Source organism: Gordonia sp. N1V (genome assembly GCF_029269935.1).
GTDB classification, from domain to species: domain Bacteria; phylum Actinomycetota; class Actinomycetes; order Mycobacteriales; family Mycobacteriaceae; genus Gordonia; species Gordonia polyisoprenivorans.
The window spans coordinates 224,165-236,797 of sequence record NZ_JARJDD010000008.1 but is presented as its reverse complement, the minus strand read 5'-3'; the positions used below and the strand labels follow the sequence as shown (position 1 = coordinate 236,797).

The following is a 12,633-nucleotide window of genomic DNA, read 5'->3' as shown; positions in this document are numbered from 1 at the left end:
TGCCCGAACGCAAGGCTGTCGCCCGCCACCGCGAACGCGTCCTGGAACTGCTGCCCTCGCTGCCGGAAAACGCCCAGCGCGCGATCCGCGAATCCATGGACCACGAAGACCAGGCGCTGGCCGCCAATCGGCAACACGCCGCATGCTTTCCCGACGACACCCCGACCCAAGTCCTCAACGCCCTGACATGACCAGGTTCGCGCCGATTCGAGGGGGTCGGCGCGAACCGGATCTCGCCGGTTCCACGTCACGGCTCGTTCGGACCCCGGCGTCGGGTCAGGCGACTGACTCGGCGAGTGCGAGGACTTTGCGTGCCTGGACGAGATGCGGCATGTCGAGCATCTTTCCATCCAGTGCAACGGTTCCCACATCCTCAGCAAACGCCGCGACCACGCGGTGTGCGTGCTCGATTTCTGCCTCCGACGGCGTGAATGCGGCGTTGATCGTGCCCACCTGAGCGGGATGGATCGCGATCCGCCCGCTGAAGCCTTCTGCTCTCGCACGCCTCGACGACTCGGCCAGCCCGGCATCATCGCGGATGTCGACGTACAGTGTTTCGACCGCTTCGATCGCCGCTGCGTGGGCTCCCATCAGCGTCAGCGACCGCACGATCTGGTAGGTCGTGGCCCAATTGCCATCGAGACCGAGATTCGTTGATGCACCCAGAGCGGCACTGAGATCTTCTGCTCCCCAGGTCAACCCGTAGAGGCGAGATATCGCTGCGGCCGCGAAATCACCGAGCCGGAAGGGTGCGATCGGGGTTTCGGTGGCGACCGGCAGCAGCCGGATCGAGCCGGTCTCGAGGCCGTGCGAAGTCTCGAGCGCCTCGAGGTAGTGGTCGACCCGAAGAACGTCCTCGGGACCCGCGATCTTCGGAATCATGATCCCCGACGGCGCCGCTGGGACGATCGTCGCCAGGTCGGCCAGCGCATGCTCGCCGTCCAGCGGGTTGATCCGCACCCACAGCTGCGGACCAGCCTCGTCGTGTAACTGCCCAACGATGAACTCTGACACCATGTCTCGCGCAAGCGCCTTGCGTCCCTCGCTGACCGAGTCCTCGAGATCGAGGATGACCGCATCGGCCGTCGAGCCTGCGACCTTGCCCAGCTTCTTCTCACTATCGCCTGGAACGAACAGGAACGAGCGGATCGGCCGGCTCATTGTGGTTTCCTGAGCTGCAGTCCGGAGCGCTTGCAGGAGGCAACGAGCTCATCGTGCTGGTTGAAGGCCTGGTGCAGGAACGTGACGATGCCCTGGTCCGGGCGCGACTTGGAATCGCGGAGTTCGATCACCTCGGTGACCACATGAATGGTGTCACCATGGAACAGTGGCTTCGGGAAGCGCACCTCATCCCAACCGAGGTTGGCCACCGCCGTGCCGAGCGTGGTATCCCCCACCGAGATGCCCACCATCAGTCCAAGCGTGAAGGCGCTGTTCACCACTCGTTGACCGAATGCCGTTCCCTTCATGTACTCCTCGTCGAGATGAAGTAGCGCAGGATTGTGGGTCATCGCGGTGAACAAGACGTTGTCGGTCTCGGTCACCGTGCGTCGAATCGGATGCTCGAACCTTTGCCCCACCGACAGCTCGTCGAACCATACGCCAGCCATATCACTCCTTCATCGTGGTTTCTGTTCTCGTGTGCGGGTTCGGCGACTCTACGCAGAGAGTTCCTGCCGCAGTCGGTATTTCATGATCTTTCCCCCGACGGTCTGCGGCAGAGCATCAACCACGACGACCTCCTTAGGAGCCTCGAACCCGGCGAGTCGTTCGCGCGCGTAGACGATCACCGCATCGGTGTCGAGGCTGTGACCCGCTCGCGGCGTGACCACGGCAACGACCCGCTCACCCCACTTGGGATCCGGGACACCGATCACGGCGACACGCTCGACGTCCGGGTGCCCGGCGACCACCGCCTCCACCCGCACGCTCGACACGTTTTCACCACCCGATTTCACGATGTCCTTGAATCTGTCGACCATCACCTGAAGGCCGTCGGCGTCGTATCGACAACTGTCGCCGGAGTGAAACCACCCGCCGCGGAGGGCCTCCCGTGTTGCCACTTCGTCCTTGTAATAGCCGGCGGTGACACACGGACTGCGGTAGACGGCTTCCCCGGCGATTCCCGGATGGCCTTGGAGACTGGCGCCATCGGCGTCGATGATGTCGCCGGCAAGGATCGGATTGGGCACGCCGACGTAGTTGGTACCGCCGAGCACCTGCTCGAATTTGTCCGGGTACTGCGACGGCCAGAACCGGTAGCACGACATCGCTTCGGTCTGGCCGAATACCTCGAGCATCTTTGCCTGCGGGCCAACACCATTGGTGATGTCGTCGGCGATCGTCGGATTCATCGCGCCCCATGAGAACATCAGGACGGTGATGGAACTCAGGTCGACGTCGGGTCGCGCGATGCCCTCGAGTGCGAGGTTATGCGCCCAAGCGGGCGAACCCGCCCACACTGCGGTGACTTTCGTGGCGGTCACCGCATCGGCAAGCGCTGCCGCATCGGGGACGCGCCCGACCACCAGCGAACCACCGGAGAGCACCGCTGGCAGCACCGACGCGTTGTGACCACAGTGGTAGAGAATCGGGAGGAAGGTGCAGATCACCAGATCGCGGTCGTATTCCAGCCCACGCGACAGCGACATCGCATAGGCGAATCCTGCCATGTACGAGTAGGTGTGGGTGGCCATGACGGCTTTGGGCATCGATGTGGTTCCCGAGGTGAACAGGATGCTCCAGACGTCATCTGCGTGTCGGGGGCCGTCGACCTCAGCATTCGGCGCGTCGGCTATCCATTCGTGAAAGCCGCGGCTTCCGGCCGCCACCGGACCGCCGAGCGGAATGGTGACACCGAGTCGGCAGCCGGCCCGGTCGAGAATGGGCGCAGCCCGCTCCGCGAAGGCCCCGTCGACGACGGCAAACCGCGCTTCCACATGGTCGACCGCCCATGCCAGCACATCGTCGGCGAGATTGGGGTTGACCGGCACGGCAACCAGACCGGCCTTGGCGATCCCGAAGAGCGTGACGATCGCCTCGATCGAATTCTCGCAGTAGAGCAGCACCCGATCGGTCTCGACCAGGCCTTCGTGGATCAGCGCGTGGGCCACCTGGTTCGCCGCTACGTCAACCTGCCGATAGCTCAGTCTCGCAAAGTGCTCGTCCGAATAGGCGCCCACCCAACCGGTGAGGGCGATCTTGTCGGGTGAACTCCAGGTGACCCGCTCGAACATGTCCCCCACCACCATGCGATTCCATCGCTGGTCGGCCCGGCGCTGACGCAGGCTGTGGACGTCGATGTCCATGAGCACTCCTCGAGAGTCGTGGAAAGAGTCGGCAGCGCACCGACTACGACGACTTTACTAATGGTTAGACCATAACTCAATGCCCCCTTCCCCGGCCGACGACTCGTGAGGCAGCTCGCGAAGGAATAGACGTCCATCAACCCGGGTTGAGTCCTTCAGTTGCTCAGATTTGAGCAATCTCGATCCGAGGAGGACCCCATGCCCGCCGTCAGCGCCGACACCGCCACCCTGCCCCGGCTGACGCCGGCGCCGATCGAAGCCACCAAGCGCCCTATCCGGAGCATCACCCGAGGCCCGCGCGGCTACGAAGGTGAGGGTTTCCCCGTCGTGCGCGCCTTCGCCGGCGTGCTCACATCAGCACTCGATCCGTTCATCCACATGGATCAGGAGATGGGCGAGGTCGACTACCAGCCGGGTGAACCGAAGGGCACCGACTGGCACCCGCACCGCGGATTCGAGACTGTCACCTACATGATCGACGGCCGCTTCCAGCACCAGGATTCGACCGGTGGCGGTGGGCTCATCGAGAACGGCGCCACCCAGTGGATGACCGCCGGGTCGGGCATCTTGCACATCGAGACCCCGCGCGCCGAGCTGGTGGAATCGGGCGGTCTGTTCCACGGCATCCAGCTATGGGTGAACCTGCCCGCCAAGGACAAGTTCCTCACGCCGCGCTACCAGAATCTCGAGGGCGGCAACGTCGCTCTGGTCACCTCCCCCGACGGCGGTGCGCTGGTGCGCATCATCGCCGGCGAGATCGACGGACATGCCGGTCCGGGGTCCACACACACCCCGATCACCGTCGCACACACCACGATCGAACCGGGCGCGTCGGTGTCGGTGCCGTGGCGCACCGACTTCAACGCACTGGCCTACGTGTTGTCCGGTCGGGGAACCGTCGGCCCCGACGCCCGGCCCATCGAGCAGGGACAACTCGCGGTCTTCGGCGCCGGCGACCGCATCACCGTCAGTGCCGACGCCGGGCAGGACAGCAATCGGCCGGCGCTGGAGGTGCTGTTTCTCGGCGGTCAACCGATCCGCGAGCCCGTCGCCCAGTATGGTCCGTTCGTGATGAACACCCGCGAACAGTTGATCGAGGCCATGGAGGATTTCCAGGCCGGACGTCTCGGCGTCGTTCCGCCGAATGCGCTGATGCCGCACACCGGTACCCGATGAGCCGAGCCCCCGGCACCCCAGGTAGGCAGACGAGTGCTGATCCCGTAACCGACGCGTGGCGTCCGTTCATCGAGACCAGCGCTCGCCTGCAGACCCTGCTCGACGACGACCTGCGCCGACACTGCGGAATGTCGTTGTCGGACTATCACATTCTGTTGATCCTGCACGAATGCCCCGATGGTCGAGCCCGGATGCGTGAGCTGTCGCACCGGATGGTCTTCTCGACTTCGCGGCTCTCGTATCAGATCGATGTGATGGTGCGGCGGGGTTGGCTGTCACGTGCGGCGGTCCCCGAGGATCGGCGTGGAAGTTATGCGGTGCTCACCGACGACGGGCGTGCGGCGTTTACCGCCGCGGCTCGTGATCACAGCACGGCCGTGCGGCGCCTCTACTCCGCGGCACTGACCGCGCAGGACGGTGCGGTACTGGGCGATCTGATGCGCACGCTGGCCACCCATCTCGACGACTTGGAAGGCGAGACCCCTCGATGACCACCACCGAGCACACGATTCAGGTGATCCGTTCCGACGACCGCCACCGGTGGGACAACGAATGGCTCACCTCGCTCCAATCCTTTCCCGCGACCGGCAATTTCGACCTCGTCGGCAACGCGCACGGCGTCCTGCTGGTCAACAACGACGACACCGTGGACGCCGCCGAGGGCTTCGACACCCACGAGCACACCGACGTCGAGATCATCACCTGGGTCGTCGACGGCGCTCTGCACCATCGGGATTCGCGCGGCAACTCCGGAATCCTCACGCCCGGCGTCGTGCAGCGGATGACCGCGGGGACCGGCATCACCCACTCCGAACGCAATGCCGCCACCCGCACCGAGCGCACCCGACTGCGCGTCGTGCAGATGTGGGTAGCCACCGAATATGCCGGTCACGAACCGGAATACGCCGAAACCGACGTCACCTCCGCACTGTCGACCGGCGAACTCGTGCCGATTGTGTCGGGACTCGACCGCGATCGTCACAGCGGCGCACTGTCTTTGCCGAATCCGTTTGCCGCACTGCATGCTGCGCGAATGACCGCGGGCACGTCGGTGGTGCTGCCGGCCGCCCGATTCGGTCACCTGTACGTCGTGCGTGGATCGGTCGCATTCGACGGCACTCGTCTCACCGACGGTGATGCCGCACGCCTGACCGATGCGGGCGATGTTTCGGTCACCGCGGCCGACGACGCCGAGATCCTTTACTGGGAGATGCACGCCGGGTTCTGATCGCCCCCATGACACCTGTGGGGGGTGAATCCGTGACGGCTGTCATGGGTGGCGCGCAGCGCCGTCGAACATGCTGAGAGCATGACCTCGACACCACTGCGCAGCCCGGAACTGCACGCACACGCCGGTTTTCGTCGCATCCTTCACAGTCCTGCGATCGGCCTGTTCTTCCTGTCCCCACTGATCGCCGAGTTCTTCCTGGGCGACTTCCCGATCGTGCTGCTGCCGCTCATCGTGCCGCTGTCGCTGTGGTACGGCGGTTGCGCGTTGGGTATTCGCGAGATCGTGCGTCGCCGACACCTCGGCTGGCCGTCGATCCTGTTGCTGGCCGCAGCCTTCGCCGTCGTCGAAGAAGGCGTGCTCACCATGAGTCTGTTCAATCCCGACTACGCGCATCTGCATCTGTTGGCCAGCGGCTACATACCCGCGTTGGGAATCGGAGTCCCCTGGACGGCATTCGTGCTCACACTGCACATCGGTTGGAGTATCGCGACGCCGATCGCACTGATCGAGTCGTCGCAGGGGGCGCGCGCCGATCAGCCATGGCTGCGACGCCGTGGTGTGGTCTGCACGGCCGTGGCCACCGTCGCCGGCGCGGTCATCGTGTTCGCCACCAATTACCCTGCCTACGGTCACTTTCTGGCCTCGCCGGCACAGGTGGGAACGTGTCTGATCATTGCTGCAGTCCTCGTGGCTGCTGCACTCCTCGGCCCGTCTGCGGTGTCGCGGCGGCGTGGTCACGGCGAGCGAGATGAGCGATCGTCCCGACGGTCGCCCGCACCGTGGCTGCTGTTCGTGCTGACGCTGATCGGTGGTGCCGTGTTCGAACTGGGACGCCGCGCCGACGGCGCAGCACTGGCCACCTCGCTGATGCTCATCGCGATCGTCGCGGTGCTGACTCTCATCGGTAGCGCGTCACGATGGGTGGGTTGGTCGTCACACCACCGCTTCGCCGTGGCGAGCGCGTTGCTGTTCACCTACAGCTGGAACGCATTCGTCTCCACCGCAACCTCAGGATCGGCGGACGCGTTGGCGTGGATCAGCGACGTCATCTACCTGTTCGCCGCGGTGGCGATCGCGTGGCGGTGTCGGCCGCGCGTCCGATAGCCGCGTCCATGGCCCAGCCGCCCCGCACCCCAGCCGTCCTCACTCTGTCAACGACGGCTCGTCGGCGGTGGACAGCGTGAGTACCGCCTCCACGATCGCGTCCTGCTCCTCGATCTCGGCCTCGATGCGGCGCAACAGAACCGCGACGTCGTGCTCTCGCAGATCGCCGCGGATGTCGATGGCGGCGACGAGGTAATACTGTGCGGGACCAACGTATTCGACGTGCAGGTAGGTCACGCGGTCGATGTCGGGGTGGGCGAGCAGCCGGTGCAGGATCGCCTGCCGGGTGGCGGGTAATGCTCGCTGGCCCAACAGAAACTCGCCGTTGCGCTTGATCAGGAAGATCGCAATGACTCCCAGCAACAAGCCCACCAGAATCGAACCGACGGCGTCGTACACCGCCGACCCGGTGATCTCGTGCAGCGCCATCCCGGTGGCCGCGATCGCCAGGCCCACCAGTGCCGCAGCATCTTCGGCAAACACCGCGCGGAGCGTCGTGTTGGAGGTGCGGCTGACAAAACGCAACGGGTGCATCGAGATTCGTCGCCCACCGGCACGCGCCTGTCGGATCGACTGGAGGAACGAGGTTGCCTCGAGGACCGCCGAGATGGCCAACACGAGGTAGCCGACCACATAGTCGGCGTCGGGCTCGGGATGTGAGAGCGAGGTGATGCCATGCATCACCGACACCGCAGCGCCGACGGCGAACAATCCGAAGGCGGCGAACATCGACCAGATGTAGGTTTCGCGCCCGTGGCCGAACGGATGCGCCCGATCACGCCCCAGGCCACCACGCCGCTCGGCAATCAACAAGAACACCTCGTTGCCCGCATCGGCCCACGAGTGCGCCGACTCGGCGACCATCGACGCCGACCCGGTGATCACCGCAGCAACGGTCTTCGCCACGGCCACAAGGATGTTCATGGCGAAGGCGATGATCACGGTGACCATCGACTCGTTGGCCGGCGTCGTCGGCTCGTGCGTCGTCGGCTCGGAAGTCATTGCTCGATCGTCTCACGCGGCGCAGCCCGCCACTGCCCCGACGACACGCTCTCGGACGCACAGATGGACGTGCGACGCGACCCCTGCAGGGGTGCGTCGCACGTCGTCACCTCAGCCAGTCCCGGCTGTGAGAGGGTTACCCGAGACTGAACGGCTGTCCGTAGAAGCTGACGATCTGCTCCCCGTGGTCGCCGATGATGTACACATTCGCGAACGACCGCGCCTGCGCATAGCCGGCACACCCGTTGACCTGCATGGTCTCGTTGGTGTAGCTGACCTCGCCGTGAGTGGTCTTGACGATCGGCACCCACGACTTGTGCTGGTCGTTGCCGAAGGGATCGGCGCGCTCGTAGTCGTAGACGTAGTAGTTGACGGCCTGGCCGGGGCCGACTGAGATCGAGCCGCCCTCGTTGACCGTGCCCGAGGCGACGCCCGCGGTCGACACCGACCCCGACGGGGTGTTCGAGTTGGTGAAGCCGTTGAGGTTCACCTGGCAGCCCACGATGTAGCCGGCCTGGAACTTGATCTTGCTGACCGGCTTGCTGGTGGTGACGTTGTAGGTCGCCGACACCCAGGCGTTGCGGTGCAATGGGGTGCTGCCCAGCGACGGACTGATGGTGGCGGTCTCGCCCGAACGGGTCAGGGTGACCCCGACGCCGTCACCGGTGGTCAGCGTCTGGGTCTGCGACGGGAGGGAGACGTGGACGTCGGCGGCCGCGGCACCCGCGGTGGCCAGCACGGCGATCGCCGCGGCGGCGGGCACACCGGCAAGTACCGAGAGACGCGTGAAACGGATTGTCATTGTGTTCCTTGTGTAGTTCGTCGGTGTCGAGTGGGGCCGGTCAGCCGATCGAGAACGGCTTGCCATAGAGGTTGATCTTGTTGTGGTTGTTTCCGCCGGTCTCGACGGTGACGAACGACCGCGCCTGCGCATAGCCCGCGCAGTTCTGGATCTGCATCTGGAAGCGCTGGTAGTTGAAGTAGTAGGTGCCGGCCTTGGCGATGTCGTAGCTGTCGATCTGCACGAAGGTCACCTGACCCGGGGTCAGCGGAACGCTCAGCGATCCCGACGCGCCGGGCACGCCTGCCGAGGTGATGCTGCCGGTGATACCGGCGGTCAGGCTGCCGACGTTGACCTGGCAACCGATGATGTACCCGGCCGACAGGGTGGCCGCCGAGCCGTCGTTGGACGTGCCGTTGGTGCCCGGCATCGTCGCCTCACCCGCAGGACCATTGGCCGGGAACGATCCCGTCGACTGCAGCTTGGGCGCCTTCAGAGTGATGTTGGCACTGACCCACACGTTGCGTCCGGCACCATTGGCCGCCAACGACGGTGACACCTGCGCCAACTCGTTGGTGCGCGTCAGCGTGAGATCGTGGCCCGACACGCTGCCGTTCGGCAGCGGGACGAAAGTGTCGGCGTGGGCGGGTGCGGCCGCGGCAGCGGTGATACCGGCCGCGATGGCGCCCGCGGCGATCACCGTCAAGGCCCCCCGGCGTGCGCGCACCGGTGACTCGATCGTGCTCATGAATTCCTCTCGGAGTGTCCTTTGGTCGCCGCCTTCGGCAACGTCGGGCGAAGCGTACTGATATCTCGGCGAACAAGAGGTAAACGCAGCAAGCCTCCGGGACGTCGATCTGACCCCACTCAGGCAAAGCCCCAGAATGCTTGAATTCGTTGCGGCGCAACGAATTCTGACAATATGGACAATCTCCGCCAAGCGCCCCGTCGGAGTGAACACGCAGATTGACAACAACTCCGACGGCCGTCGGTACTACGCTGATCCGATGCCGAAGACGACGATGCCGCACGGGACGCTGCGACGGTGGTTCCTGTCCGACATCTCTCCCGAACCCGCGGGCTTGATGGGGCCGTACCGGCGCACGAACACCGAGACGAAAACCCACTCGTGGTGGAAGGTGATGTGCCTCACCGGTGTCGACTACTTTTCATCGCTGGGGTATCAACCGGGCATCGCAGCGCTGGCCGCCGGCACCATCGCACCATTGGCCACGATCGTACTCGTGGCCCTGACGCTGTTCGGCGCGCTGCCGGTGTATCGATACATCGCTGCACGTTCACCGCACGGCTCCGGGTCGATCGCGATGCTCGAACGGCTCCTACCGTGGTGGGGCGGAAAGGTGTTCGTCCTCGTCCTGCTCGGATTCGCAGCCACCGACTTCTTGATCACAATGACACTCTCGGCGGCCGACGCCACCGCGCACTTCATCGAGAATCCGTTCGTCCCGGACATTTTCGCCGGGCACAACGTCGCCATCACCCTGGTGTTCCTCGCCTTCCTCGCCGCAATCTTCTTGCGCGGCTTCACCGAGGCCATCGCGGTCGCCGTCGGGCTCGTCGCAATCTATCTGGCACTCAACGTCGTGGTCATCGCCGACGGTTTGTGGCGCATCGCGACCTCGCCCCACGTCGTTGTCGACTGGAGCCACGCCATGACCGCCGAACACGGCAGTCCATGGATGATGATCGCGATTGCGCTCCTGGTGTTCCCGAAACTCGCACTCGGTTTGTCCGGATTCGAGACCGGTGTGGCGGTGATGCCCCAGATCGACGGCTCACCTGACGATCCGCCGGATCGCCCGACCGTTCGTATCGCCGGTACCCGCCGACTGCTGACCACCGCAGCGGTCACCATGAGCATCCTGCTGATCACCAGCAGCCTCGTCTGCACGATCCTCATCCCGGAGAAGGCGTTCGACGTCGGCGGCCAGGCGAACGGACGTGCCCTGGCCTTCCTCGCCCACGCCGACCTCGGCAACGCCTTCGGCACCGTCTACGACATCAGCACGATCCTCATCCTGTGGTTCGCCGGGGCGTCGGCGATGGCCGGACTGCTGAACCTCGTTCCACGCTACCTCCCGCGGTACGGCATGGCACCGGACTGGGCGCGCGCCAACCGCCCGCTGGTGGTCGTGTTCATCCTCATCGCCGCCGGCGTCACGATCTACTTCGACGCCTCGGTCGACAAACAGGGTTCGGCGTACGCAACCGGCGTGTTGGTGTTGATGACCTCGGCCGCCATCGCGGTGATGCTCTCGGTACGCAAACATCGCCGGCGCGTGGCCACCATCTGTTTCGGCGGTCTCGCCCTGGTGTTCTGCTACACCACCGTCACCAACATCATCGAACGCCCCGAGGGTGTGCAGGTCGCCGCGTTCTTCATCGCCGCGATCCTCATCCTGTCGTTCGCATCCCGGGTCAGTCGCTCGTTCGAGCTGCGCAGCGGGGAGATCACGTTCGACGAGACTGCTCAGCAGATCATCGACGGTGCCGCACTGGCCGGCGAGATCCACATCGTCACCCACGACCCCGACGATCGCTCCCTGGTCGAATATCGCGAAAAGGAACTGCAGCAACGCGCCGAGAGCCACATCCCCGACGCCGATCAGATCGTGTTCCTGGAAGTCAATGTCACCGATTCGTCGGACTTCGTCACTGACCTGGAAATCCACGGGCGCTATCACGAGGGCGGATTCCGCATCCTGTGGGTGAGCTCGGCCGCGGTACCGAACACGATCGCGTCCACCCTGTTCGCCATCCGCGACTGGACCGACCTCGTACCCAACGTCTATTTCGAATGGAGCGAGGACAATCCGATCGTCAACATCCTGCGCTTCTTGTTCATCGGACAGGGTGAGGTGGCGGCGGTGACCCGCGAGGTGGTGCGCCGGGCCGAGCCCGATGTCGCACGCAGGCCCGTGATTCACGTCGGCTGACGCACCACACCATCGCGTGGATATCGCGGGCAATCCGTGACGCGCAGCACACCGAACCCCTGATGTCCGCCCATCACTGACATCGAGGAGAAACACCATGCGTTCACCAGCCCGCCTCGCACTCGGATTCGCCATCGCCACCGCGGGAGCCGGCGCGATTGCCTTCGCCGCCGCACCACACGCCGCAGCCGCGCCGATGGTCTGTCCGGCCCTGCCGGGCCAGACCGCCTCCAGCGAGAGCTGTTCGGCCAGTGCGTCGAACACCGGCCTGAGCCTGGCGATCACCGCCGACGGCGGCCACGCCAGTTCTACCGCCACCAACTACGCCGGGCCCGCGGCGATCGCCATCGGCCCCAACGCCTCGGTCACCATGACCGGCGTACGACCCGGACTGGCTATCGGCATCGCCGGACCCGGCGCTTCGGTGACCGTCGACGGTGTGCACGGACCCACCTGCACCGGAACCGGAATGGCCTTCGCCGGCGACTTCCAGACACTGCAGGGGTGCTGGCGTTAGTCGGATTAGTCTGCCCACCGTCGGATGGGGGGCGATTCCCGACAAACGAGGCGCTTTACCCGATCGTCGAGGTGCGACGAGCCGCCAGGCGAGGAGCCTCGAGACGCGGCGAGACAACGCCGGACCTGACCGGCCGGTGTGGCGACAACCGCCGACTACGAATATAACTTCCACACAATCGGCCCAAAAACCCCGATTTTCGGGGTCGCCCACCCGCTCCGGTGGAAACTGTATTCGTAACCGGCGCATACCAGCCTTGTCGCGCAGTTGGTCTCGAGACGCGACGTGCTCGCTGCGCTCGCTCGGCGCTCCTCGACCATCGGATAGGGACGGCGATCCCGACCACGACAACCGTCCTCGACCATCGGAAGGGGACGATTCCCGACAAACGAGGCGCTTTACCCGATCGTCGAGGTGCGACGAGCCGCCAGGCGAGGAGCCTCGAGACGCCGCAAGGCAACGACGCAACCAATCCCCCACGTAGCAACAACCGACGACAACGAAGTGGATGTCGAAGGGGTGCGGCGACACGACACATGACAAACGTCATGGACGAT

At 65.0% G+C, this 12,633-nt stretch carries 12 protein-coding genes and 1 pseudogene; 7 read left to right on the top strand and 6 right to left on the bottom strand.

What is annotated here, in order from left to right; genetic code table 11:
• Positions 1-191, top strand: a pseudogene (locus P3L18_RS13285) (ABC transporter ATP-binding protein); the annotation flags it as partial.
• A gap of 85 nt (positions 192-276) precedes the next feature.
• Here the strand turns inward: P3L18_RS13285 and P3L18_RS13280 are convergent.
• The 3 genes from P3L18_RS13280 to P3L18_RS13270 are packed head-to-tail and all read right to left on the bottom strand — an operon-like array spanning position 277 to position 3,308.
• Positions 277-1,161, bottom strand: a complete 885-nt coding sequence (locus P3L18_RS13280) for a CoA ester lyase (RefSeq protein WP_276114305.1) — start codon at positions 1,159-1,161, stop codon at positions 277-279.
• Positions 1,158-1,610 (bottom strand): MaoC family dehydratase, encoded by a 453-nt coding sequence (locus P3L18_RS13275; RefSeq protein WP_006370967.1) that lies wholly within the window; start codon positions 1,608-1,610, stop codon positions 1,158-1,160. The genes P3L18_RS13280 and P3L18_RS13275 overlap by 4 nt, the downstream gene beginning before the upstream one ends.
• A gap of 48 nt (positions 1,611-1,658) precedes the next feature.
• Positions 1,659-3,308 carry an AMP-binding protein gene (locus P3L18_RS13270; RefSeq protein ID WP_276114304.1) on the bottom strand — a complete coding sequence of 550 codons (1,650 nt, stop codon included), beginning with the start codon at positions 3,306-3,308 and terminating at the stop codon, positions 1,659-1,661.
• Between the two features lie 198 nt (positions 3,309-3,506).
• On the opposite strand from P3L18_RS13270, the gene P3L18_RS13265 reads away from it, so the two are divergent.
• The 4 genes from P3L18_RS13265 to P3L18_RS13250 all read left to right on the top strand — a co-directional run bounded on the left by P3L18_RS13265 (position 3,507) and on the right by P3L18_RS13250 (position 6,819).
• Positions 3,507-4,484: a pirin family protein gene (locus tag P3L18_RS13265; protein ID WP_276114303.1), complete on the top strand. Its 978-nt coding sequence runs from the start codon at positions 3,507-3,509 to the stop codon at positions 4,482-4,484.
• Positions 4,481-4,975, top strand: a complete 495-nt coding sequence (locus tag P3L18_RS13260; protein WP_276114302.1) for a MarR family transcriptional regulator — start codon at positions 4,481-4,483, stop codon at positions 4,973-4,975. Before P3L18_RS13265 ends, P3L18_RS13260 begins: the two co-directional genes overlap by 4 nt.
• On the top strand, positions 4,972-5,712 hold the full coding sequence (locus P3L18_RS13255) for a pirin family protein (protein ID WP_276114301.1): 741 nt from the start codon (positions 4,972-4,974) through the stop codon (positions 5,710-5,712). The genes P3L18_RS13260 and P3L18_RS13255 overlap by 4 nt, the downstream gene beginning before the upstream one ends.
• A gap of 81 nt (positions 5,713-5,793) precedes the next feature.
• A complete protein-coding gene (locus P3L18_RS13250) occupies positions 5,794-6,819 on the top strand; it encodes a hypothetical protein (RefSeq protein WP_276114300.1) in 1,026 nt (341 codons plus the stop codon).
• 39 nt (positions 6,820-6,858) lie between these two features.
• Here the strand turns inward: P3L18_RS13250 and P3L18_RS13245 are convergent, their stop codons facing one another.
• The 3 genes from P3L18_RS13245 to P3L18_RS13235 all read right to left on the bottom strand — a co-directional run bounded on the left by P3L18_RS13245 (position 6,859) and on the right by P3L18_RS13235 (position 9,350).
• Entirely contained in the window at positions 6,859-7,821 is a 963-nt protein-coding gene (locus P3L18_RS13245; RefSeq protein ID WP_094602518.1) for a cation diffusion facilitator family transporter, read from the bottom strand.
• Between the two features lie 136 nt (positions 7,822-7,957).
• The gene (locus tag P3L18_RS13240) at positions 7,958-8,623 is read right to left on the bottom strand and encodes an MspA family porin (protein WP_276114299.1); all 666 of its coding nucleotides are present in this window, start codon (positions 8,621-8,623) and stop codon (positions 7,958-7,960) included.
• 40 nt (positions 8,624-8,663) lie between these two features.
• A complete protein-coding gene (locus tag P3L18_RS13235; protein ID WP_276114298.1) occupies positions 8,664-9,350 on the bottom strand; it encodes an MspA family porin in 687 nt (228 codons plus the stop codon).
• Positions 9,351-9,687: 337 nt separating this feature from the next.
• On the opposite strand from P3L18_RS13235, the gene P3L18_RS13230 reads away from it, so the two are divergent.
• Both P3L18_RS13230 and P3L18_RS13225 read left to right on the top strand, forming a co-directional pair.
• Positions 9,688-11,559: an amino acid transporter gene (locus P3L18_RS13230; protein ID WP_276114311.1), complete on the top strand. Its 1,872-nt coding sequence runs from the start codon at positions 9,688-9,690 to the stop codon at positions 11,557-11,559.
• A 97-nt stretch (positions 11,560-11,656) separates the two neighbouring features.
• On the top strand, positions 11,657-12,076 hold the full coding sequence (locus P3L18_RS13225; RefSeq protein WP_079931827.1) for a hypothetical protein: 420 nt from the start codon (positions 11,657-11,659) through the stop codon (positions 12,074-12,076).
• The last annotated feature ends 557 nt before the right edge of the window (positions 12,077-12,633 follow it).